Origin of the sequence: Mycobacterium sp. E3298, assembly GCF_001666895.1 — a bacterium.
In the GTDB taxonomy this organism is placed as follows: domain Bacteria; phylum Actinomycetota; class Actinomycetes; order Mycobacteriales; family Mycobacteriaceae; genus Mycobacterium.
Genome location: NZ_LZJB01000072.1, coordinates 40,514 through 64,306, shown reverse-complemented (window position 1 = coordinate 64,306; position 23,793 = coordinate 40,514). Strand labels below are relative to the sequence as shown.

The following is a 23,793-nucleotide window of genomic DNA, read 5'->3' as shown; positions in this document are numbered from 1 at the left end:
CCGAGCGCCGTGCTGGCGTTGCCCTGCGGGTCGAGGTCGATGACCAAGGTCTTGAGCCCCTGCAGGGCGAGCGCGGCGGCGAGGTTGACGGCGGTGGTGGTCTTACCGACTCCGCCCTTTTGATTGGCCACGGTGAGGATGCGGCGGTGGCGCGGCCGGCGCAGCGGCGGGTAGGTGGTGTGCAGAACGCGCATCGCGCGCTCCGCGGCCGCCCCGATCGGGGTGTCGAACTCGGCCACTGTTTCACGTGAAACATTGGCCGCCGAGTCCTCGATGGCACCTGGGACGAGGGGCGCGGGGACATCTGGCCCGGCGGGCGTCTGGACGGGCGTGGCGTTCGGGGACGGGCCCGCGGCGGTCGGCGATTCTCCCGGAGTGCTCATCGCTTCCCCGCCTTCCCCATCCGTGCCGGCTGTCGTCGCGGCCGCTCTCCGCGTCGCGCTATAACTACGGTTGCGGGGGGACGCAAATAGGTCGCGCCACATGTCACCACCCTGGCATCAACGGCGCCCGATGCTGCCATCACACGCCGGTACTGTTCAACTTCCTCGCGGCCGCGCTCGCCCTTGATCGCGAGCATCCGGCCCCCGGGCCGTAGCAACGGCATGCTCCACTTCGCCAACTTGTCCAACGACGCAACCGCTCGTGACACCGCCGCATCCCTTTCCCCGAACTGGTGGCGCACCCACAGTTCCTCGGCACGGCCGCGGACCACTTCGACGGCCAACCCTAGTTGGTCGACGACCTCCGCGAGAAATTCACTTCGGCGCAGCAGCGGCTCCAGGAGCACCATCTCGACGTCCGGCCGCGCGAGGGCGAGCGGGATCCCGGGTAGCCCTGCGCCGCTGCCGATGTCGACGACCCGCTCCCCCTCCTCCAGCAGCTCGGCGGCGGCGGCGCTGTTGAGCAGATGGCGGTCCCAGACGCGGTCCACTTCGCGCGGTCCGAGCAGTCCTCGTTCCACTCCCGGACCGGCCAGCAGTTGCGCGTACCGCTGGGCGAGATCAAGCCGCGGGCCGAAGATCGCCTCCGCCGCCTCGGGCGCGGCGCCGGGCTGCGGTGGGTCGGACGGGGCCGCCGAGGGTTCGACGGGGCCGACATGTTTCACGTGAAACATCCTCTGCTTTGCCTGACGCAATGGGTGCCTCGGCGCCGGAACTACACCGCTGTAACTCGCTAGTCGTGAAGAACGACGACCCGCCGCGCGGGCTCCACGCCCTCGCTCTCGCTGTGCACGCCGGGCACCGCCGCGACGGCGTCGTGAACGATCTTGCGTTCGAACGGCGTCATCGGGGACAGCTCCTCGCGTTCACCGGATTCCAGCACCCGCCGCGCCACCTTGTCGCCCAGCGCGGCCAACTCCTCGCGCCGCCGCCGACGCCAACTGGCGATGTCGAGCATCAGCCGGCTCCGGACACCGGTCTTCTGGTGCACGGCCAATCGGGTGAGCTCTTGCAGCGCGTCGAGCACCTCGCCGCCGCGGCCCACCAACTTGTTCAAGTCGTCGCTGCCGTCGATGCTCACCACCGCCCGGTTGCCCTCGACGTCCAGGTCGATGTCTCCGTCGAAGTCCAGCAGGTCCAGCAACTCCTCCAAGTAGTCGCCGGCGATCTCCCCCTCGGCGACCAGCCGCTCCTCCAGGTCGTCGGGTTCGTCCGCGCCCGCCTCGGCCCCGTTTTCGGACCGCTCCTCGAGCTCGGCGTCGACGTCGGGTTGGGTGGTGGTGTCTGCGTCCGTCATGTCTTTCTCTCCCTCATCCATGGGTTCCTGCCAATCGGGGTCACCCGCCCGAGGCGGCCCGGCGTGGCTCTGTCTCCCTTGTCAGCGTTTGCGTTTCTTGGGCCGCGCGCCCGGCCGCGGGGTGCGGTTCGCCGCGCCGCCGTTCTGTCCACTGGGATTCGGCTTATCCGCCGGTGGCTTCACCGCCGCGCCGTCGCCATCGGAGCCGTTAGAGCCATCGGAGTCCGCCTCCCCCTCCCCGGCGGCCGGTGATCCGTTGCCCGCCGGCTGTCCGGCCTTGGGGCTTCGCTTGGGTTTGGCCCCCGGTGCCGGAGCATTGGCCGCTCGACGTTCCAGCGCTTCTTGCTTCTTGGCCTCGTCCTCTTTCTCGATCATGCCGAACACGTAGTGCTGCTGACCGAATGTCCAAATGTTGTTCGCGAACCAGTACAAGATGATCGCGAGCGGCAGGAACGGGCCACCGACGACGACGCCGAGCGGGAACACGTACAGCGCAAGCTTGTTCATCATCGCGGTCTGCGGATTGGCCGCGGCCTCAGGACTTTGCCGCGCCACCGATGCCCGGCTGTTGAAGTACGTCGCGATGCCGGCCAGGATCATCACCGGCGCACCGACCGCGATGACGGCCGGGCGGCTGAAGTGGGTGAACGCGTCCAACCCGGTCCGCTGCGTCATGAACGCGCCGATCGGGGCGCCGAACAGGTTCGCGTCCAAAAAGTGCCCGACGTCCGTGGGCGTGAACACGTAGTTTCCGGTGAGCCGGTTCTGGGCCACCGACAGGTGCGGCTGGCCGAAGCCCCCGGTCGTTCGGTTGAACGACCTCAGCACGTGGTAGAGCCCGATGAACACCGGGATCTGGGCAAGCATCGGCAGACAACCGAGGATGGGGTTGAACCCGTGCTCGCGTTGCAGCTTCTGCATCTCCAGCGCCATCCGCTGGCGGTCCTTGCCGTACTTCTTCTGCAGCGCCTTGATTTGCGGCTGCAGTTCCTGCATCTGCCGCGTGGTGCGGATCTGCCGCACGAACGGCTTGTAGAGCAACGCGCGGAGGGTGAAAACCAGGAACATCACCGACAGGGCCCACGCGAAGAAGCTCGACGGCCCCAGCATCGCTGCGAAGAGCTTGTACCAAACCCACATGATCCACGACACCGGGTAGTAGACGAAGTCGAGGCTAAAGAAATCAAACAAAGGTTCCACTCTCCCCTCGCGCCGGCGCGAATGCCGCCACGGCGCTGACGTCTTCGAAGTGCGCGCATTCCGGGCGTTCCGGGATCGGATCCCATCCGCCCCGATGCCATGGCCCGCACTTGGCGAGCCTGATCACGGCCAACCAACTCCCCCGCATCAAGCCGTATTCGGTCAACGCGTCGACCGCATACTGGCTGCACGTCGGAACGAAGCGACACGTCGCCGGCCGCAAGGGCGAAACCATGTGCCGATACAGCTGGATCAGCGAGATCAGACCTCGGGCGGCCGCGGTCCCCGCCGTGCGGATGACGCCCCGCCCCGACGCTGGCGCCGTCACCGGTCCCGTCCCGCGGCTTCGAGCGCCCGGCGTAATCCGCGACGCAACTCTTCCGCCAACCGCGCCGACGATGCCGTCCGACTGCCGGGCAACGCCCGGATGACCACCTGGTCGGATTCCCGGAGCTCACCCAGAACGGATCGCGCGACATGCCGCAGCCGGCGCGACACCCGGTGGCGGTCGACCGCCGAACCGACGGACTTGCCGACGATCAATCCGACGTGCGGGGCCGTTGGCGCGTCACCGTCTGTCCGGCGGAGATGGACGACAACGTCGGGCTGCGCCGCACGAATCCCGTGCTTCACCGTCGCGTCAAACTCCGTTGACCGCCGCATGCGGTTGCGTGCCGGAAGCACCGCCGAAAGACCCGACGTTGCGATCAGGCAGATAGCGCGCGGCGCCCCTTACGGCGCCGACTCGACACAATCGAGCGTCCGGCGCGGGTGCGCATGCGCAACCGGAAGCCATGCACGCGGGCTCGGCGCCGGTTGTTCGGCTGGAAGGTCCGCTTGCCCTTGGCCACGACGTTCTCCTCGTTGTGTCTCGCATTTCCATCCGGCCGGCCAGACTGTCTCGCTCAAGGTTCGTCTGCGGGTCGGTCGGAGGTAATCTTGCTGCTGGCCGGCGCGGTCCCCAGGCAGACCTGGGTCGCAGCCGCATCGCCGACTTTCGGGCGACTGTTTGAGGGTACTGACCAGGCTTCGCCTGGTCAAACCTGGCCTGCCCCAACGAACCCGCGCGGTCCCCGCCGAAAAACGCCACCCCGGCGGCAGGCCCGCACCCCGGTCCGAACCGCGACGAGCCGAACTAGGCCCAACGAACCCTAAACAACTCGATTGGAATGCAGCAGAACGGTTGGCAGCCGCACGGAAAACTGTTAGCTTCTGCCAGTGTCGTTTTAGACTGCAACGGCGCTCGACAACGAAGCGAGGATGGTGGATCGACTAGCTGCCTAGACGGCCTTGAAAAGGTTTTCTTCCAGCACGGAGATCGCGAGCCGTCGCCGGTAGGTTGTGGCTCGCATACGCTCATCCTGTCCACACCTGTGTATAACTATGTGGACAGTTGCTTTGTCCACCAGCGCGGTTGTACTTGGACCCGGGATGCTCGAGAACCAGGGGGATGCGTCGTTGACCGATGACCCCGGTTCAGGTTTCACGACCGTCTGGAACGCGGTCGTTTCGGAGCTCAACGGGGAATCCACCCCGGACGGCGTGGCCGCCAACCGCACAACGCTCATCACTCCCCTCACTCCCCAACAGCGGGCGTGGCTGAATCTGGTTCAGCCGCTGACCATCGTCGAGGGGTTCGCCCTCTTATCGGTGCCGAGCAGTTTCGTACAGAACGAAATCGAACGTCATCTCCGTGCCCCGATCACCGACGCCCTCAGCCGTCGCCTCGGGCAACAGATCCAGCTCGGGGTCCGCATCGCACCGCCCGACGACGACATCGACGACTCCCTGATCCCGCACGCCGAACCGTTCGCCCAATCCGAAGCACCGCTGCCGGACGACGACCCCATCGAAATCGATGAGCCCGACGAAAACGGCGAAGTCAGCGACAGTGCACAGCAGAGTTGGCCGAACTATTTCACCGAGCGGCCGCACCCCACAGATCCGGCCGTCGCCGGCGGGACGAGCCTCAACCGGCGCTACACGTTCGACACGTTCGTCATCGGAGCTTCGAATCGCTTCGCGCATGCCGCGGCCCTAGCGATCGCCGAAGCGCCGGCGCGCGCCTACAACCCGTTATTCATCTGGGGTGAGTCCGGCCTGGGCAAGACCCACCTGTTGCATGCCGCGGGCAACTACGCGCAGCGACTCTTCCCGGGAATGCGAGTGAAATACGTATCCACCGAGGAGTTCACCAACGACTTCATCAACTCGCTTCGCGACGACCGCAAGGTCGCCTTCAAGCGCAGCTACCGCGACGTCGACGTGCTGCTGGTCGACGACATCCAGTTCATCGAGGGCAAGGAAGGTATTCAGGAGGAGTTCTTCCATACCTTCAACACGCTGCACAACGCCAACAAGCAGATCGTCATCTCCTCCGACCGGCCGCCCAAGCAGCTCGCCACCCTCGAAGACCGCCTCCGGACGCGGTTCGAGTGGGGCCTGATCACCGACGTCCAGCCGCCCGAACTCGAGACCCGCATCGCCATCTTGCGCAAGAAAGCACAAATGGAGCGACTTGCGGTTCCCGACGACGTCCTCGAACTCATTGCCAGCAGCATCGAACGCAACATCCGCGAACTCGAGGGCGCCCTGATTCGGGTCACCGCGTTCGCCTCGTTGAACAAGACTCCGATCGATAAGGCGCTGGCCGAAATCGTGCTGCGTGACCTCATCGCCGACGCCAGCACGATGCAGATCAGCGCGGCAACAATCATGGCTGCCACCGCTGAGTACTTCGACACCACAGTGGAAGAACTCCGCGGGCCCGGCAAGACGCGCGCCCTGGCGCAGTCACGCCAGATCGCGATGTATCTCTGCCGCGAGCTCACCGACCTGTCGCTGCCCAAGATCGGACAGGCATTCGGGCGCGATCACACCACGGTGATGTACGCGCAGCGCAAGATCTTGTCCGAAATGGCCGAGCGTCGTGAGGTCTTCGATCACGTCAAAGAGCTCACCACCCGTATCCGCCAGCGCTCCAAGCGCTGACTCCGGGCCGCCCCGACCGCCCCGCCGGCACATTTTTTCCAAAAAACTTCCCACCCGCCTGTCACACCCGCCACACCCGGGCCTTGTGCGCAGGACTGTGCACAACGCAACCAAACACCCGTGTACTACGGGACGCCGCGTGCACAACCGCCCTCGCTCCCCAATGGCCCAACACCGGACTCACAGTTATGCACCCCGTCATCCACAGCCCCATGCCCGCCCTAGCTGCATCGAACCCCGGCTGTCCCCAGGATGCACAGGCCTTATTACTAGTACTGAGATCTCTTCGTCGTTTCTTCTTTGAAATACAGCGTTGGGGACGCTTGGTCGAACACCCCGCACGGATGCGCCGGTAACCACGCTTGTCAGGGTTCCCGATTAGCTTTCAAGATGGCCTCGGACGATCTACGGTTGTTCTTCGACTGCCGTTGCGGTCGTCGTTGGCACGACGTGTCAGTGGCGTTCGTCGCGGAGCCCCGTGCTAGCGGAGACGGCTAGCCACTGGACTTTAAAACTCTCGGTAGGTGAAGGGACGCTATGGACGCGGCGACGACAAGAGCTGGCCTCAGCGACTTGAAGTTTCGTTTGGTGCGGGAGTCCTTCGCCGACGCGGTGTCGTGGGTGGCGAAGAACCTGCCGACCCGGCCGGCGGTGCCGGTGCTCTCTGGAGTGTTGTTATCCGGGACCGATGCGGGCCTGACGATCTCCGGATTCGACTACGAAGTTTCCGCCGAAGCGCAGGTGGCAGCCGAAATAGCTTCTCCCGGAAGTGTTTTGGTTTCCGGAAGGTTGTTATCGGACATCACCCGCGCGCTGCCGAACAAGCCGGTCGACTTCTACGTCGACGGCAACCGCGTCGCGTTGAACTGCGGAAGTGCCCGATTCTCGCTGCCGACGATGGCGGTCGAGGATTACCCGACGCTGCCGGGCTTGCCGGAAGAGACCGGCGCATTGGCCGCGGATCTCTTCGCGGAGGCCATCAGCCAGGTGGCCATCGCGGCCGGCCGTGATGACACGTTGCCGATGTTGACCGGAATCCGGGTCGAGATCTCGGGCAACACGGTGGTTTTGGCCGCCACCGACAGGTTCCGGCTGGCGGTGCGCGAGCTGACTTGGTCGGCGTCGTCGCCCGACATCGAAGCCGCGGTGCTGGTGCCGGCGAAGACTTTGGCCGAGGCCGCCCGGGCGGGTGCCGACGGTTCCGAGGTTCGGTTGTCCTTGGGGGCCGGCAGCGGCGTTGGCAAGGACGGGTTGCTCGGCATCAGCGGCAACGGCAAGCGGAGCACGACGCGGCTGTTGGATGCGGAGTTCCCGAAGTTCCGTCAACTGTTGCCCGCCGAGCACACGGCGGTGGCGACCATCAACGTCGCCGAGCTGACCGAGGCGATCAAGCTGGTGGCGTTGGTCGCGGACCGGGGTGCCCAGGTGCGGATGGAATTCTCCGAAGGCTCGCTGCGGTTGTCTGCGGGTGCCGACGACGTGGGCCGCGCCGAAGAGGACCTCGCCGTCGACTTCGTGGGCGAGCCGTTGACGATCGCGTTCAACCCGACCTACCTCACCGACGGGCTGGCCGCGGTCCATTCCGAACGGGTGTCATTCGGTTTCACCACCCCCGGGAAGCCGGCGCTGCTGCGTCCGGCGTCGGGTGACGACAGTTCACCCACCGGCAGCGGACCCTTCGCGGCATTACCGACGGATTACGTCTACCTGCTGATGCCAGTTCGGTTGCCCGGATAGGTGTACGTCCGGCATTTGGGACTGCGCGATTTCCGGTCCTGGGCGCACGCCGACCTCGAATTGGAGCCGGGCCGGACGGTGTTTGTCGGTTCCAACGGGTTCGGTAAAACGAATCTCATTGAGGCGCTGTGGTTTTCGACCACGTTGGGGTCGCATCGGGTTGGCACCGATACCCCCCTGATCAGGGCGGGCGCCGAACGGGCTGTGGTGTCGACGATCGTCGTCAACGAGGGTCGAGAGTGCGCGATCGACCTGGAGATCGCGGCGGGGCGGGCTAATAAGGCGCGGCTCAATCGTTCGCCCGTGCGCAGCACGCGGGAGGTGATCGGCGTCTTGCGCGCCGTGCTTTTTGCTCCCGAAGACCTGGCCCTGGTCCGGGGGGATCCGTCGGAGCGGCGACGCTACCTCGACGATTTGGCGACGGTGCGGCGGCCGGCGGTCGCCGCGGTGCGGTCGGACTACGAGAAGGTGCTGCGCCAGCGTGCGGCGCTGTTGAAATCCGCGGCCGGAATCCGGCACCGGGCTGACCGCAGCGCCCTGGACACCCTCGACGTGTGGGACAGCCGGTTGGCGGAACACGGCGCCGAGTTGATGGCCGCGCGGATCGACCTGGTGAATGAGTTGGCACCCGAAGTGGAGAAGGCCTACCAACTGCTCGCGCCGGCCTCGCGGCCCGCCTCGATCGCCTACCGAACCAGCCTCGGGGCGCACGCCACACCGGACGCGGCGGGGACCGATCGCGATTTCCTGGAAACCGCTTTGTTGGCGGCGCTGGCCGAGCGCCGTGCCGCGGAATTGGAGCGGGGCATGTCTCTGGTGGGCCCCCATCGCGACGATCTCGACCTCTGGCTCGGTGTCCAACCCGCCAAAGGCTTTGCCAGCCATGGGGAATCATGGTCCTTCGCGGTGGCGCTGCGGCTGGCCTCCTACGAGTTGTTGCGCGCCGACGGCAGCGAACCGGTGCTCTTACTCGATGACGTATTCGCCGAACTCGATGCGGCCCGCCGTAGGGCGTTGGCGACGGTGGCGGAATCCGCGGAGCAGGTGTTGGTCACCGCCGCGGTGGTCGAGGACATTCCGGCGGACTGGGCCGCCAGGCAGATACCGATTGATTTGCGCGACGACGACCTCGGCCGGGTCTCGGTGGTGAGGTCATGACGGGCAGCGGCGACGAACAAGAATCGACGCCGGCCGACCCGGGCCTGCTGCGCGGCATCGACTTGGTTCGGCGCACGCTCGAGGAAGCCCGCGCCGCGGCCCGCGCGCAAGGCAAGGATGCCGGCCGCGGCCGCGCGACCCCGGCGCCGAGCCGCCGCGTCGCGGGACATCGCCGAAGCTGGTCGGGGCCCGGCCCGGACGCCCGCGATCCCCAGCCCCTCGGCCGTCTCGCCCGGGACTTGGCCAAGAAGCGCGGGTGGTCGGCGCAGGTGGCCGAAGGAACCGTGCTCGGAAACTGGGCGTCCGTGGTCGGTCAGCAGATCGCCGACCACGCGACGCCGACGGCGTTGAGCGACGGGGTCCTCAGCGTGGCCGCCGAATCGACCGCGTGGGCCACGCAATTGCGGATGATTCAGTCGCAACTGTTGGCCAAGATCGCCGCGGCCGTGGGCAACGGTGTGGTCACGCAGTTGAAAATCACCGGGCCCGTGGCGCCGTCGTGGCGCAAGGGGCCGCGCCACATCGCCGGAAGGGGCCCGCGCGACACCTACGGTTAACGGCGCGACCGGCGACGAACCATCCCCAGACACGGTTTCATCAACAGGCCGCTGAAAGCCGCCAGGACGACGTGAAGCGGGTTGACGCACGTCGGGACGCGGCGTCAACAGAGAAATCGCCCGCACGGCGCAGTTAGCTAGGTGGAAACGCGCCCAGAGAATCGGTGCGGGCGGCTCATCACGGTAGACTGGCTGCATGCGGCTGATGCGGTGACTGGAACCGCCCGCATGAAACCCCAAGGAGAGCATTCCGACCGTGGCTGCCCAGAAGAAGAAGGCGCAAGACGAATACGGCGCGTCAGCGATCACCGTGCTCGAGGGCCTGGAGGCCGTCCGCAAACGCCCCGGCATGTACATCGGGTCCACCGGTGAGCGCGGTCTGCACCACCTCATTTGGGAGGTAGTCGACAACTCGGTGGACGAGGCGATGGCCGGTTACGCCACCCGGGTCGATGTGCGGCTCCTCGACGACGGCAGCGTGGAGGTGGCCGACGACGGGCGCGGCATCCCGGTGGCCATGCACGCGACCGGCGCCCCAACCGTCGACGTGGTGATGACGCAGCTGCACGCCGGCGGCAAGTTCGGTGGCGAAAACAGCGGCTACACGGTTAGTGGTGGGTTGCACGGCGTCGGCGTGTCGGTGGTCAACGCGCTGTCCACCCGGCTGGAAGTCAACATCAAACGCGACGGCCACGAATGGTTCCAGTATTACGACCGTGCCGTGCCCGGCACCCTCAAGCAGGGTGAGTCGACCAAGAAGACCGGAACCACGATCAGGTTCTGGGCCGACCCTGAGATCTTCGAAACGCTGGAGTACGACTTCGAGACCGTCGCACGCCGCCTGCAGGAGATGGCGTTTCTGAACAAGGGCCTCACGATCAACCTCACCGACGAACGAGTCGAGCAGGACGAGGTCGTCGACGAAGTGGTCAGCGACACCGCCGAAGCGCCCAAGTCCGCGGAGGAGAAGGCGGCGGAAAACGCTGCGCCGCACAAGGTCAAGCACCGCACGTTCCACTACCCCGGCGGCCTGGTCGACTTCGTCAAGCACATCAATCGCACCAAGAGCCCGATCCAGCAGAGCGTCATCGACTTCGACGGAAAAGGCACCGGTCACGAGGTCGAAATCGCCATGCAATGGAACGGCGGCTACTCGGAGTCGGTCCACACCTTCGCCAACACCATCAACACCCATGAGGGCGGCACCCATGAAGAGGGCTTCCGCAGCGCCCTGACCTCGGTGGTGAACAAGTACGCCAAAGACAAGAAGTTGCTCAAGGAGAAGGACGCCAACCTCACCGGCGACGACATCCGGGAAGGCCTGGCGGCGGTCATCTCGGTCAAGGTCGCTGAGCCCCAGTTCGAGGGCCAGACCAAGACCAAACTGGGTAACACCGAGGTCAAATCGTTCGTGCAGAGGGTGTGCAACGAACAGTTGACGCACTGGTTCGAGGCCAACCCCTCTGAGGCGAAAACCGTTGTGAACAAGGCGGTTTCGTCGGCACAAGCGCGGATCGCAGCCCGCAAGGCGCGCGAGCTGGTGCGCCGCAAGAGCGCCACCGACCTCGGCGGGCTGCCCGGGAAGCTCGCGGACTGCCGCTCTACCGACCCGCGGAAATCCGAACTATATGTGGTGGAGGGCGATTCGGCGGGCGGCTCGGCGAAGAGTGGCCGCGACTCGATGTTCCAGGCGATCCTGCCGTTGCGAGGCAAGATCATCAACGTCGAAAAGGCGCGCATCGACCGGGTGCTGAAGAACACGGAGGTCCAGGCGATCATCACCGCGCTCGGCACCGGCATCCACGACGAATTCGACATCAGCAAGTTGCGCTACCACAAGATCGTGTTGATGGCCGACGCGGACGTCGACGGCCAGCACATCTCGACCCTGCTGCTGACGTTGCTGTTCCGCTTCATGCGGCCGCTGATCGAAAACGGGCACGTCTTCCTCGCGCAGCCGCCGCTGTACAAGCTGAAGTGGCAGCGGACCGACCCGGAGTTCGCCTACTCCGATCGCGAACGCGACGGCCTGCTCGAGGCCGGGCTCAAAGCCGGCAAGAAGATCAACAAAGAGGACGGCATCCAGCGCTACAAAGGCCTGGGTGAGATGGACGCGAAAGAATTGTGGGAGACCACGATGGACCCGTCGGTCCGGGTGCTGCGCCAGGTCACCCTGGACGACGCCGCGGCCGCCGACGAGTTGTTCTCGATCCTGATGGGCGAGGACGTCGACGCGCGCCGCAGCTTCATCACCCGCAACGCCAAAGACGTTCGCTTCCTGGATGTCTGACGTACTCGTCAGGCACGCCAACCCACAAAGGGGAATAGATGACTGACACCACGCTGCCACCCGGCGACGAGGCCGGCGACCGCATCGAACCGGTCGACATTCAGCAGGAGATGCAGCGCAGCTACATCGATTACGCGATGAGCGTGATCGTCGGGCGCGCGCTGCCAGAGGTGCGTGACGGGCTCAAGCCGGTACACCGCCGCGTGCTTTATGCGATGTACGACTCGGGCTTCCGCCCGGACCGCAGTCACGCCAAGTCGGCGCGCTCGGTCGCCGAGACGATGGGCAACTACCACCCCCACGGCGACGCGTCGATCTACGACACCCTGGTGCGGATGGCGCAGCCGTGGTCGCTGCGGTACCCACTGGTCGACGGTCAGGGTAACTTCGGCTCTCCGGGCAACGATCCACCAGCCGCGATGCGCTACACCGAGGCGCGGCTAACCCCGCTTGCCATGGAGATGCTGCGTGAAATCGACGAGGAGACAGTCGATTTCATCCCGAACTACGACGGCCGGGTGCAGGAGCCGACCGTGCTGCCCAGCCGGTTCCCCAACCTGCTGGCCAACGGCTCCGGCGGCATCGCGGTCGGGATGGCGACCAACATCCCGCCACACAACTTGCGCGAGCTGGCCGAGGCCGTCTACTGGTGCCTGGACAACCACGAGGCCGACGAAGAAGCCACCCTGGCCGCAGTCTGCGAGCGGGTCAAGGGCCCGGACTTCCCCACCCACGGTCTGATCGTCGGGTCGCAGGGCATCCACGATGCCTACACCACCGGTCGGGGATCGATCCGGATGCGCGGAGTCGTTGAGATAGAAGAAGATTCGCGGGGCCGCACCTCGATCGTCATCACCGAGTTGCCCTATCAGGTCAACCACGACAACTTCATCACGTCGATCGCAGAGCAGGTCCGCGACGGCAGGCTTACCGGAATCGCCAACATCGAGGACCAGTCCAGCGATCGGGTCGGCCTGCGCATCGTCGTCGAGATTAAGCGCGACGCGGTGGCCAAGGTGGTGCTGAACAACCTCTACAAGCACACCCAGCTGCAAACCAGCTTCGGCGCCAACATGTTGTCGATCGTCGACGGGGTGCCGCGCACGTTGCGGCTCGACCAGATGATCCGCTACTACGTCGCGCACCAACTCGACGTCATCGTCCGGCGCACCACCTACCGGCTGCGCAAGGCCAACGAACGCGCCCACATCCTGCGCGGTCTGGTCAAGGCGCTCGACGCGCTGGACGAGGTCATCGCGCTGATACGGGCGTCGGAAACCGTCGACATCGCCCGGGCCGGACTTATCGAGCTGCTCGACATCGATGAGATCCAGGCCCAGGCCATCCTCGACATGCAGTTGCGTCGCCTGGCCGCTCTGGAGCGCCAGCGCATCATCGACGACCTGGCCAAGATCGAGGCCGAGATCGCCGACCTGGAAGACATCCTGGCCAAGCCGGAACGGCAGCGCGGGATCGTTCACGACGAGCTCGCCGAGATCGTCGACAAGCACGGCGACGATCGGCGGACCCGGATCATCGCGGCCGACGGTGACGTCAACGATGAGGACCTGATCGCCCGCGAAGAGGTCGTCGTCACCATCACCGAGACCGGTTATGCCAAGCGAACCAAGTCCGACCTCTACCGCAGCCAGAAGCGCGGCGGCAAGGGCGTGCAGGGCGCCGGTCTCAAGCAGGACGACATCGTCAAGCACTTCTTCGTCAGCTCGACGCACGACTGGATCCTGTTTTTCACCACGCAGGGCCGGGTCTATCGCGCCAAGGCGTACGAACTGCCCGAGGCGTCCAGGACGGCGCGCGGTCAGCACGTGGCGAACCTGCTGGCCTTCCAGCCCGAGGAGCGCATCGCCCAGGTCATCCAGATCCGAAGTTACGAGGACGCCCCGTACCTGGTGCTGGCCACGCGCAACGGCCTGGTCAAGAAGACCAAGCTGACCGACTTCGACTCGAACCGATCGGGTGGAATCGTCGCGATCAACCTGCGCGACAACGACGAGCTCGTCGGCGCGGTGCTGTGCTCGTCGGACGAGGACCTGCTGCTGGTATCGGCCAACGGCCAATCCATCCGGTTCTCGGCGACCGACGAGGCGCTGCGCCCGATGGGCCGCGCCACCTCCGGCGTCCAGGGCATGCGGTTCAACACCGACGATTACCTGTTGTCGCTCAACGTGGTTCGCGAGGGCACGTACCTATTGGTGGCGACGTCCGGCGGCTACGCCAAGCGCACCGCGATCGAGGAGTATCCGGTGCAGGGCCGCGGCGGCAAGGGCGTGCTGACGGTGATGTACGACCGGCGGCGCGGCAAGCTGGTGGGCGCGCTGATCGTCGACGAAGACAGCGAGCTCTACGCCATCACCTCCGGCGGCGGGGTAATCCGCACGGCGGCGAGGCAGGTCCGTAAGGCGGGACGGCAGACCAAGGGTGTTCGCCTGATGAACCTGGGCGAGGACAACACGCTGCTGGCCATCGCGCGCAACGCCGAGGAGAACGCGGACGAAGTCGTCGACGAAGCGGAAGGCGCCGCGGACGCAGACGGCTAGTCGTTGACAATCCGCGCGGTCCGACGAACGGCCGGGCAATTAGACTCGGCCCGACCGGACAAAATGCGACGCCCCCGCGGCCGTGGCAGGAGAGCTAAGGAGTCGGGGTGACCTCACCGAACGAGCCGGGCGCCCCCAAACAGGGCGATGGCCTTAATGGGGATGGCTCGGCCGAGCGTGCCGGCGCCCACCGCGCGACGCCGCCCGCACCGGCCGGCCGCGCTCCGGACGCCGGGGACTCACCGCCGTGGCAGCGTGGCGGTCCCCGGCCCCTGCAGGCGCCGCAACGGCAGACCGAGCCGCCCACCGAGGCGCGCCAGTCCGGCCCGCCCAGTGGTGTCGAGGCGCGGCTCAACCGGTTCATCTCCGGCACCGCGGCCCCCGGTGCACCCGCGCAGGGCAAAAACCCGCCGCACGACAACGACGCCCCGCAGGGGCGTGGCGACGGGCCGCCGGCGGAGGCTTACGCCAGCGAGTTGCCCGACCTGTCCGGCCCGATTCCGCGGGGCCCCCAGCGCAAAGCGTCACCCGACCGCGCGCCGGAGCCGTCGACCCAGGCGGGATCCGGCCGGTCGTCGGCCACGGAAAACCGGGAGGGCCGCGAGACCCGCGAGAGCCGCACCCAGGTGTCGCGGCGACCGCGCGGGCCCGTGCGGGCCAGCATGCAGATCCGCCGGATCGATCCGTGGAGCACGCTGAAGGTCTCGCTGTTGCTCTCGGTCGCGTTGTTCTTCGTCTGGATGATCGCCGTGGCGTTCCTGTATCTCGTCCTCGGCGGCATGGGCGTGTGGTCGAAGCTGAACAGCAACGTCGGCGACCTGCTGAACAACACCAGCGGCAGCAGCGGCGAACTGGTCTCCAGCGGCACCATCTTCGGCGGGGCCGTGTTGATCGGCCTGGTCAACATCGTGTTGTTGACGGCGATGGCCACCATCGCCGCGTTCGTCTACAACCTGACCACCGATCTGATCGGCGGCATCGAGGTGACGTTGGCCGACCGCGACTAGCGTTTTTGGGGGTCGGGCGGCAATTGCGGTAATCTCGTCGCTCGGCCGTACGCGTGTACGGGCCTATAGCTCAGGCGGTTAGAGCGCTTCGCTGATAACGAAGAGGTCGGAGGTTCGAGTCCTCCTAGGCCCACAACCATGTGCCCATCAAGACGTTGCGTAAGACTTGCCCTGCCAATCACACTGATCGCTGTGGTGGCGGCGGTGGCGTGGTCCCGACGCGGGGTCGAGATCTGGCACGTGGCGGTGGACGACACCACGGGTCAGCCACCACCCGAGCCCGGCGAGGGGCCTTAGCTCAGTTGGTAGAGCACCGCCTTTGCAAGGCGGGTGTCAGGGGTTCGATTCCCCTAGGCTCCACAAATCGTGGGCGCGCCGACGTGCGTCCACGCCGCCGGGAACAGCCAACGGAAACGGTTGGCGTAACTCGCGACCCGCCCGAATTTGGCGCGGGTTTTGCGTCCCGGATCGATAGCTATCCCGCTAGTGTGTAAGCACTGATCGCGTGCCGAATAAGTCGCAGCCGCAGCGAAAGCGGTTGACCTGCGAGAAAGCCCACCGCCAAACCACACACCCTCGATATCGACGTCGCAGTAGGCAGCCCCACAACCCGACAGTTGCTATCGCGCGATAGGCAGCCGACAGCGCGACTCCGCCTTTGCTGTGAGGAGGAAACGGCTTTGTTCGGGCCAATATCAAGGGCGCGTGTGCGGGGCGGGCTATGTCTTCGCACCCGGTAGCCACTCCCGTCGCGGTCATCGGCATGGCTTGCCGCCTGCCCGGAGGCATCGATTCTCCAGAACAGTTGTGGGAGGCCTTGCTCCGCGGCGATGACCTGGTCACCGAAATTCCACCCGAGCGGTGGGACGCCGACGAGTTCTACGATCCCCAGCCCGGTGTGCCCGGTCGGTCCGTCTGCAAATGGGGCGCGTTTCTGGACGACGTCGCCGGCTTCGACCCGGAGTTCTTCGGCATCACCGACAACGAGGCGACCGCGATGGACCCGCAGCACCGCCTGCTGCTGGAAACCTCGTGGGAGGCCATGGAGCACGGCGGCCTGACCCGAGAGACGCTGGCCGGTTCCCGCACCGGCGTCTTCATGGGACTGATGCACGACGACTACCAATTGGTGCACGCGGACGCCAACGCCCTGGAGGGCCCGTACGGCTACCTGGGCAATAGCTTCGCCATGGGCTCCGGACGCGTTGCCTACACGATGGGGCTACGCGGTCCGGCGATGACGGTGGATACCGCCTGCTCGTCGGGGCTTGCGGCGGTGCATATGGCGTGCCGCAGCCTGCATGACGGCGAAAGCGAGCTCGCATTGGCGGGCGGCGCCTCGGTGTCGTTCGAACCGCGTAAGTCCTGCTCGGGTTCCGCCATCGGAATGCTGTCTGCCACGGGACGCTGCCGCGCCTTCGACGTCGGCGCCGACGGGTTCGTGGCCGGCGAGGGCTGCGTCGTCTTGTTGCTCAAACGGTTGGCGGATGCCTTGCGCGCGGGCGACCGAATCTTGGCTGTGCTCCGCGGCACCGCGGCAAACCAGGATGGCCACACGGTGAACATCGTGACGCCGTCACGGGCCGCACAGGTCGAGGCCTATCGGGCCGCCCTGGCCGCGGCGGATGTGGACGCCCGCACCGTCGGCATGGTGGAAGCACACGGTCCCGGAACGCCGGTGGGTGACCCCGTCGAATACGCCAGCCTGGCGGAGGTGTACGGCGCGGACGGGCCGTGCGCGCTCGCATCCATCAAGACCAACTTCGGGCACACCCAGTCGGCCGCCGGAGCCCTCGGCCTGATGAAAGCCGTTCTCGCGCTGCAACACGGGGTGATCCCGCGCAACCTGCACTTCACCCAATTACCCGACGAACTGTCCCGTATCAAGACCAATCTCTTTGTGCCGCAGGCTAATACACCGTGGCCCAGCCAGCACGGACCGCGCCGGGCGGCGGTGTCGTCGTACGGGTTCTCGGGGACCAATGTGCATGCGATCGTGGAGCAAGCACCGGTCACATCGGGCGCCCCGCCGACTCCCCCGGCGATCGATGGCCCGCTGCTCTTCCCGCTGTCCGCCACGTCGGCAGACGGGCTGCGGCGCACCGCCGGACGGCTCGCGGACTGGGTCGAAAAACACGCTCCCGGGCTCGCCGCATCGGACCTGGCGTACACGCTCGCCCGGCGGAGGGCGCACCGGACGGTGCGCACCGCGGTCATCGCCGGCACGCTCGACGAGCTGACCACGGGGCTGCGGGGGGTCGCCGCCGGCGACTTCCCTTATCAGCCGGCGGTCGGGCAGGACGACCGAGGACCGGTCTGGTTGTTTTCCGGCCAGGGCTCGCAGTGGGCGGCGATGGGCGCGGAGTTGCTCACTACCGAACCGGTGTTCGCCGCGACGGTCGCGACGGTGGAGCCGCTGATCGCCCGGGAATCGGGTTTCTCAGTCACCCAGGCGATTTCGACAGCCGCCACGGTGACCGGGATCGACCGGATCCAGCCGGCGTTGTTCGCCATGCAGGTCGCGCTGGCGGCCACGATGAGGGGCTACGGGGTGCGGCCGGGCGCCGTGATCGGCCACTCGATGGGCGAGGCCGCGGCCGCGGTCGTGGCCGGGGCGTTGTCGCTGGAGGACGGCGTCCGCGTGATCTGCCGCCGCTCCCGGCTGATGTCGACAATCGCCGGCTCCGGCGCAATGGCGTCGGTGGAACTGCCGGCCGAGCAGGTCCTTTTGGAACTCATGGCCCGGGGTGTCGACGACGTCGTGCTGGCGGTGGTGGCCTCACCGCAGTCGACGGTGGTCGGCGGCGCCGCGCAGGCCGTGCGCGACCTGGTCACCGCGTGGGAGCAACGCGACGTGCCTGCGCGCGAGATCGCCGTCGACGTGGCATCGCACTCCCCGCAGGTGGATCCGATCCTCGACGAGCTGTCCGACGCCCTCGCAGAGGTCGACCCCAGGACACCCGACGTACCCTTCTACTCCGCGACCGCATTCGACCCGCGCGAGCAGCCCGTGTGTGACGCCTGGTATTGGTCGGACAATCTGCGCCACATGGTGCGTTTCGCGGCCGCCGTGCAGGCGGCGTTGGAGGACGGCCACCGCGTGTTCGCGGAGTTGGCGCCGCATCCGCTACTCACCCATGCGGTCGAACAGACCGCGGCCAGCCTCGGTATGCCGCTGGCCGCCCTCAGCGCCATGCGCCGAGAGCAGGAACTCCCGCACGGGCTGCGCGGCTTTCTGGCGGATCTGCACGATGCCGGCGCGGCCGTCGACTTCTCGGTGCTCTATCCGGGGGGCCAACTGGTGGACGTTCCGCTCCCGACGTGGAGCCACCGCCGACTGCTGCTGAACCGCGACGGTCAGGATTCGCGGGCACGCGGCGCCTGGACCGTCCCGGTGCACCCGCTGATGGGGCCACATGTGCGGCTGCCCGAGGAACCCGAGCGCCACGTCTGGCAGGGCGAGGTTGGAACCGTGGCGCAGCCCTGGCTGGGCGACCACCGCATCCACCACGTGGCCGTTCTCCCGGGGGCGGCGTACTGCGAGATGGCGTTGGCCGCGGCTCGCACGATCTTCGGTGAGAAGTCGGAGGTTCGCGACATCGCATTCGAGGCGACGCTGCTGTTGGACGACGAGACTCCAGTGTGCGCGGACGCGTCGATGACCGCGCCCGGCGTCGCCGGTTTCGTGGTGCAGAGCTTTCAGCAGCGCAAGCCGATTCGGCGGGCGACGGCGGTGCTGCGGGCGGGAGGACGGGAGGACCGCCCGGCGGCTTACGACATCGCAGGCCTGCTCGCGGCCCACTCGTGCCGGCTGGACGGGGTCGAGCTGCGGAACCAGTTCGACGACCACGGTTTGCAGTATGGCGCGGCCTTCGCCGGACTGGCCGCGGCGCACAGCGCGGGCGAGGGCGCCGCCACGGTGCTGGCGGAGGTCGCGCTGCCCGGTGCCATCCGCTCGCAACACAGCGCCTACGGCGTCCACCCCGCGCTGCTTGACGCGTGCTTTCAATCGGTTGCGGCGCACCCCGCGGCCCGAGTCGCGGGCAGCGCCGGGCTGCTGTTACCGCTTCGCGTCCGCGGTATCCGGCTCTACGCCGAGACCCGCGGAGCGCGGTACTGCTACACGAAGGTGTCAACCGCCGACGGGGCCGGCGTTGAGGCCGACCTCGAGGTGCTTGACGAACAAGGGACCGTGCTGCTGGCCGTGGACGGACTGCAAGTCAGCACCGGAGCCGCCGAGGGTGCCCATCGCGATCGCGTGCTGAACGAACGACTGCTGACCATCGAGTGGACACAGCGAACACTGCCCGACGTGGAACACCTGGGCCGGGAATCATGCTTGCTGATCAGCACTTCCGCCACGGCGGACGTGATGGCGACCAGCCTGGCCGATGCGGTGAAGTCCGCGGGCACCGACTGCGCGACCATGACATGGCCGCAGCACTGCGACCATTTGTCCAACTCCGAAACCCTGGCCTCGCACCTTGGTGCCGGCAAAGTCCGCCGGGTGGTCATCCTGACCGGGCCGAAAAACGGTAACCCCGATGAGGAGTGCGCCCAGCGTGGCGGAGACTATGTCCGTCATCTCACGCGAATTGCCAGGCATATCACCAAGATCGACCAAGAGCCGCCGCGTCTTTATGTCGTGACGCGCAATGCCCAGGCCGTTGTGCCGGGGGACATGAACAACCTGGAGCAGGCCGGGCTGCGCGGCCTGGTGCGAGCTATCGGCACCGAATATCCGCACCTGCGCCCAACGCTGATCGACACGGACGAGGAGTCCGACGCCGAGCAACTGGCCAGACAACTGTTGGGGCCTTCGGACGAGGACGAGACGGCCTGGCGGAACGGTCGGTGGCACACCGCCCGCGTGGCCCCCGGGCCGCTGCGGCCTGAGGAGCGGCGTACCGGCGTGGCGGATCACCCCTACGACGGGATGCGCATGCGGATCCGCACGCCCGGCGATTTGGAAACGCTGGAACTGGCGGCGTTTGAACGATTCCCGCCGGGGCGGGGGGAGATTGAGGTCGCGGTCACCGCATCCAGCATCAACTTCTCCGACGTTCTGGTCGCAGCAGGCGGGCAGGCCGGTGGTAACGGCGATGCAGCACGCCTCGGGACGGACTTCGCGGGCGTCGTGACCGCCGTGGGTCCCGACGTCTCCACCCATCGGGTGGGTGACCACGTCGGCGGGTTCTCTGAAAGTGGTTGCTGGGCAACGTTCGTCACCTGCGACGCCCGCCTGGCTGCGACACTGCCGCCGGGCCTCACCGACGACCGGGCGGCTGCGGTGACCACTCCGCACACGATCGCCTGGTACGCCTTGCACGAGCAGGCAAGGATCGCCAACGGCGAACGGGTGTTGATCCATTCCGCCGCGGGCGGCGTAGGGCGGGCAGCGATCGCGATCGCCCGCGCCGCGGGAGCCGAAATCTTCGCCACCGCCGGAAGCGAGGAACGGCGGGAGTTGTTGCGCGACATCGGAATCAACCACGTCTATGACTCCCGCGGTGTCGAGTTCGCGGAACAGATCCGCCGCGACACCGACGGATATGGTGTCGACATCGTGCTCAACTCGCTGTCGGGCGCGGCGCAACGTGCCAGCCTGGAGGTGTTGGCCGCCGGCGGACGATTCGTGGAGATCGGTAAGCGGGATGTCGATGCGAATACCAGGGTGGAGCTCTTTCCATTCCGGCGAAACCACACGTTCCACTACGTCGATCTGGCGTTGATGTCGCAGAGCCATCCAAAGCGAGTGGGCGGGTTGCTGGACACCGTGTACCGCCTTGTCGCACAGGGTGAGCTGCCGACACCGGACATCACCCACCACGCGCTCGGCGATGCCGCCGCGGCCCTCCGAGCGAAAAGCGAGGCCGAGCATACGGGCAGGGTCCTCCTCGATGTGCCGCAGACCGGTCACACCAACGTCGTCGTACCACCCGGTCAAGCCCGGACCTTCCGGAACGACGGCTCCTACATCATTACCGGTGGCCTGGGCGGCATCGGGCTCTTCCTCGCCGAAAGGATGGCCGCGGCCGGCTGCGGCCGCATCGTACTGAGCTCCCGGTCGCGGCCGGATGCCAAGGCGTTGGAAACGATCGAACTCATCCGGGCGATGGGCACCGACATCGAGGTGGAGTGCGGCGACATCGCCGAGGACGGCACGGCTACGCGTTTGGTGAGGGCGGCGACTGCCACCGGTCTGCCGTTGCGGGGGGTGTTGCACGCCGCCGCGGTGTTCGAGAACGCGATGCTCGCCACCATGAGCGACGAGCTCGTCAACCGCAACTGGGCTCCGAAGGTGTTCGGGGCGTGGAACTTACACCAGGCGACGGCCCACCTCCACCTGGACTGGTTCTGCGTGTTCTCCTCGGCGGTGGGTCTTGTGGGCTCGCCCGGACAAACGGCGTACGCCGCGGCTAACAGCTGGCTGGACGCGTTCGCGCGGTGGCGCCGCGCCCGCGGCCTTCCAGCCACCGCGATCGGCTGGGCATTGTGGGCAGAGGTCGGTCGCGCCGCCGAGGTCAGGTCGGAGACCGGCGAAGAGGTGACTCCCGGGCAGGACGGCGAAGGCACCGCGATTGCGCACTGGCGGGACACGGCCTTCACCGCCGAGGAGGGCGCCTACGCGTTTCAGGCGCTCTTGCGCCACGACCGGCCGTACGCCGGTTATGCGAAGTTGACGGGTACACCGTGGTTCGCCGCATACGCACAGCGCAGCAGGTTCGCCGAGTTATTTCGCTCCAGAAGCCAAAGCCCCAAGGGGGCAGGCGAATTGGTGGCCGAGTTGCACGCGCTACCGCGCGAGGACTGGCCGGCCCGGCTCCGGCGCATGGTTTCCGACGCGGTCAGCCTGATTCTCAGGCGAACCATAGACCCGGATCACCCACTGTCCGAGTATGGCCTCGACTCAATGGGCAACCTGGAGCTACGGACCCGTATCGAGGCGGAAACAGGGGTCCGCGTCACCACCAACGACATCACCACGATCCGCGGTTTGGCCGGGCTGCTGTGTGAGACTCTCTCCGCCACCGCCGATCTCGACGCCGGAGCAAACGTGCCGAAGGGGGCAGGGTGTTCGTAGGTGCAGGGCCGGCGCGCGGGCTGTTCGTGGGAACCGTTCATGACTGGATGCCGGAGGCGGGCAGAATCGTGTCCTGGCAAGCAGCTCCGGCCTCCCTCGAGAAAGCCCGGCACGCGCCGGCAAGCGATGTGCCGCTGAGCGCCATGCAGGAGGCGCACCTGCGCGGCTTTTCGCGATACGCCGCCCGGGGCCTAGACTATGCCCGGCTGGTCATCGGGTGCGGCGACGAACCGGGCCGGTGCGACGTCCGCGCGATGAATTACGTCATCAATGCACACCTGCGCCGGCACAAGACGTATCACAGTTGGTTCGCGTACGAAGACGCGGAACGCATTGTGCGCCACACCATCCAAGATCCCGCCGATATCGAGTTCGTTCCGATCCGGCATGACGCGATGACACCCAACGAGTGGCGCCAGTTCGTGCTGTCCACCCCGGACCCGGTGCAATGGGACTGCTTCAGGTTCGGCATCATCCAGCGCGCGGACCACTTCAGCTTCTTTGCGATCGTCGACCACGTGCACTGCGATCCGACGATCATCTCGGGGCTGTACACGGAAATCTTGATGAACTACCGGGTCCTGATCACCGGCGGCGCGCTCGTCGCCTCCCCCCCGCCCGCCAGCCACGACGACTTCTGCGTGCGCGAGAAGCAACACCTGGCCGGCCTGACGTCCGCTTCCCCCGAGGTGCGGAAATGGATCGAATTCGCCGAACGGAATGGCGGAACGCTCCCGGACTTCCCGCTTCCCCTCGGTGACTTGTCGGTGTCCTCCGGTGGTGACCTCATGGTCGAACGGCTGATGGACCAGGAACAGACCGCGGCTTTCGAATCACTCTGCATCCGGGCGGCCGCGCGCATCAGCGGGGGGTTGTTCGCCTGCGTTGCTCTCGCGCAATACGAGCTAACTGGTGCGACAACGTATTACGGCCTCGCACCCATCGACAAACGCAGAACCCTGGCGGAATTCTCGACCATGGGCTGGTTCACCGGCGTGGTCCCGTTCACCGTCCCCGTCGACCCGACATCGTTTGCAGAGACCGCGCGTGCCGCGCAGGCATCCTTCGACTCGAATCTGGATCTCGCGAATGTGTCGTTCAACGACGTGCTGAAGTTGGCGCCCTGGCTCAGACCGTGGGGGCCGAATTGCACCATGGTCAACTACATGGATGCCGGCCTGCCGCCGTTCTCTGCCACCGTCTCCTCCCACATGAAGAACGCGAATCTCAAAATCTACTGCGATCCAAGGGATCCGGCGCACCTGTACATCTCGGTGATCCGTCTCTTCGATGCGGTATCGATATGGGTGAATTTCCCCAACAACCCGGTGGCCAGGGACTCCGTCATCCGATTTCTGAACGCGTTGCAAGGCGTGTTCAAGCGAGTCTTGGAAGGCCCCGGCTCGAATGCGCCGACCAAAACCACGGACCTCGCCTACGCGGACGACGACTGACGGAGCCGGTAGCAGCG

At 66.6% G+C, this 23,793-nt stretch carries 16 protein-coding genes and 2 tRNA genes; 11 read left to right on the top strand and 7 right to left on the bottom strand.

The genetic code is table 11. The features are described from left to right. From A9X05_RS03055 to rpmH, 7 genes are all read right to left on the bottom strand, one after another. On the bottom strand, nucleotides 1–383 hold a 383-nt coding region (locus A9X05_RS03055; protein ID WP_156736220.1), incomplete at its 3' end, for an AAA family ATPase. Next, a complete protein-coding gene (gene rsmG, locus A9X05_RS03050) occupies nucleotides 380–1,117 on the bottom strand; it encodes a 16S rRNA (guanine(527)-N(7))-methyltransferase RsmG (RefSeq protein ID WP_067756322.1) in 738 nt (245 codons plus the stop codon). The genes A9X05_RS03055 and rsmG, both read right to left, overlap by 4 nt. A gap of 59 nt (nucleotides 1,118–1,176) precedes the next feature. Next, nucleotides 1,177–1,740 (bottom strand): R3H domain-containing nucleic acid-binding protein, encoded by a 564-nt coding sequence (locus tag A9X05_RS03045; protein WP_067756319.1) that lies wholly within the window; start codon nucleotides 1,738–1,740, stop codon nucleotides 1,177–1,179. An 81-nt stretch (nucleotides 1,741–1,821) separates the two neighbouring features. Next, nucleotides 1,822–2,940: a membrane protein insertase YidC gene (gene yidC, locus A9X05_RS03040; RefSeq protein ID WP_082969777.1), complete on the bottom strand. Its 1,119-nt coding sequence runs from the start codon at nucleotides 2,938–2,940 to the stop codon at nucleotides 1,822–1,824. Continuing rightward, nucleotides 2,924–3,268, bottom strand: a complete 345-nt coding sequence (yidD, locus tag A9X05_RS03035) for a membrane protein insertion efficiency factor YidD (protein ID WP_067756316.1) — start codon at nucleotides 3,266–3,268, stop codon at nucleotides 2,924–2,926. The genes yidC and yidD overlap by 17 nt, the downstream gene beginning before the upstream one ends. Next, nucleotides 3,265–3,624, bottom strand: a complete 360-nt coding sequence (rnpA, locus tag A9X05_RS03030) for a ribonuclease P protein component (RefSeq protein WP_067756311.1) — start codon at nucleotides 3,622–3,624, stop codon at nucleotides 3,265–3,267. The genes yidD and rnpA overlap by 4 nt, the downstream gene beginning before the upstream one ends. A 23-nt stretch (nucleotides 3,625–3,647) precedes the next feature. Beyond that, a complete protein-coding gene (gene rpmH, locus A9X05_RS29155) occupies nucleotides 3,648–3,791 on the bottom strand; it encodes a 50S ribosomal protein L34 (RefSeq protein ID WP_073880743.1) in 144 nt (47 codons plus the stop codon). A gap of 607 nt (nucleotides 3,792–4,398) precedes the next feature. Here rpmH and dnaA point away from each other — a divergent pair. The 11 genes from dnaA to A9X05_RS02975 all read left to right on the top strand — a co-directional run bounded on the left by dnaA (nucleotide 4,399) and on the right by A9X05_RS02975 (nucleotide 23,776). Beyond that, complete coding sequence (gene dnaA, locus A9X05_RS03025; protein ID WP_067756365.1) at nucleotides 4,399–5,931, top strand: chromosomal replication initiator protein DnaA; 1,533 nt, start codon at nucleotides 4,399–4,401, stop codon at nucleotides 5,929–5,931. A gap of 537 nt (nucleotides 5,932–6,468) precedes the next feature. After that, nucleotides 6,469–7,668, top strand: a complete 1,200-nt coding sequence (dnaN, locus tag A9X05_RS03020) for a DNA polymerase III subunit beta (RefSeq protein ID WP_067756308.1) — start codon at nucleotides 6,469–6,471, stop codon at nucleotides 7,666–7,668. Continuing rightward, nucleotides 7,669–8,826, top strand: coding sequence for a DNA replication/repair protein RecF (recF, locus tag A9X05_RS03015; protein WP_067779108.1), 1,158 nt, complete (start codon nucleotides 7,669–7,671; stop codon nucleotides 8,824–8,826). Continuing rightward, complete coding sequence (locus tag A9X05_RS03010; RefSeq protein ID WP_067756303.1) at nucleotides 8,823–9,383, top strand: DUF721 family protein; 561 nt, start codon at nucleotides 8,823–8,825, stop codon at nucleotides 9,381–9,383. The genes recF and A9X05_RS03010 overlap by 4 nt, the downstream gene beginning before the upstream one ends. A 256-nt stretch (nucleotides 9,384–9,639) precedes the next feature. After that, a complete protein-coding gene (gene gyrB / locus A9X05_RS03005) occupies nucleotides 9,640–11,673 on the top strand; it encodes a DNA topoisomerase (ATP-hydrolyzing) subunit B (RefSeq protein WP_067779105.1) in 2,034 nt (677 codons plus the stop codon). Nucleotides 11,674–11,711: 38 nt separating this feature from the next. Continuing rightward, nucleotides 11,712–14,231 (top strand): DNA gyrase subunit A, encoded by a 2,520-nt coding sequence (gyrA, locus tag A9X05_RS03000; protein WP_067756296.1) that lies wholly within the window; start codon nucleotides 11,712–11,714, stop codon nucleotides 14,229–14,231. A 107-nt stretch (nucleotides 14,232–14,338) separates the two neighbouring features. Beyond that, nucleotides 14,339–15,238 carry a DUF3566 domain-containing protein gene (locus A9X05_RS02995; RefSeq protein ID WP_067779102.1) on the top strand — a complete coding sequence of 300 codons (900 nt, stop codon included), beginning with the start codon at nucleotides 14,339–14,341 and terminating at the stop codon, nucleotides 15,236–15,238. A 59-nt stretch (nucleotides 15,239–15,297) separates the two neighbouring features. Beyond that, nucleotides 15,298–15,371 (top strand) — tRNA-Ile (locus tag A9X05_RS02990). Between the two features lie 154 nt (nucleotides 15,372–15,525). Next, nucleotides 15,526–15,598: transfer RNA gene (locus A9X05_RS02985), tRNA-Ala, on the top strand. A gap of 361 nt (nucleotides 15,599–15,959) precedes the next feature. Beyond that, nucleotides 15,960–22,322 (top strand): type I polyketide synthase, encoded by a 6,363-nt coding sequence (gene pks2, locus A9X05_RS02980; RefSeq protein ID WP_067779100.1) that lies wholly within the window; start codon nucleotides 15,960–15,962, stop codon nucleotides 22,320–22,322. Further along, nucleotides 22,313–23,776, top strand: coding sequence for an acyltransferase (locus tag A9X05_RS02975; protein WP_231969188.1), 1,464 nt, complete (start codon nucleotides 22,313–22,315; stop codon nucleotides 23,774–23,776). Before pks2 ends, A9X05_RS02975 begins: the two co-directional genes overlap by 10 nt. Nucleotides 23,777–23,793: the final 17 nt, after the last annotated feature.

Coding starts and splice junctions, on each gene's coding strand:
- rsmG (WP_067756322.1), bottom strand. CDS start 1,117: ATGTTTCACGTGAAACATGTCGGCCCCGTCGAACCCTCGGCGGCCCCG.
- A9X05_RS03045 (WP_067756319.1), bottom strand. CDS start 1,740: ATGACGGACGCAGACACCACCACCCAACCCGACGTCGACGCCGAGCTC.
- dnaN (WP_067756308.1), top strand. CDS start 6,469: ATGGACGCGGCGACGACAAGAGCTGGCCTCAGCGACTTGAAGTTTCGT.
- A9X05_RS03010 (WP_067756303.1), top strand. CDS start 8,823: ATGACGGGCAGCGGCGACGAACAAGAATCGACGCCGGCCGACCCGGGC.
- gyrA (WP_067756296.1), top strand. CDS start 11,712: ATGACTGACACCACGCTGCCACCCGGCGACGAGGCCGGCGACCGCATC.
- pks2 (WP_067779100.1), top strand. CDS start 15,960: ATGTCTTCGCACCCGGTAGCCACTCCCGTCGCGGTCATCGGCATGGCT.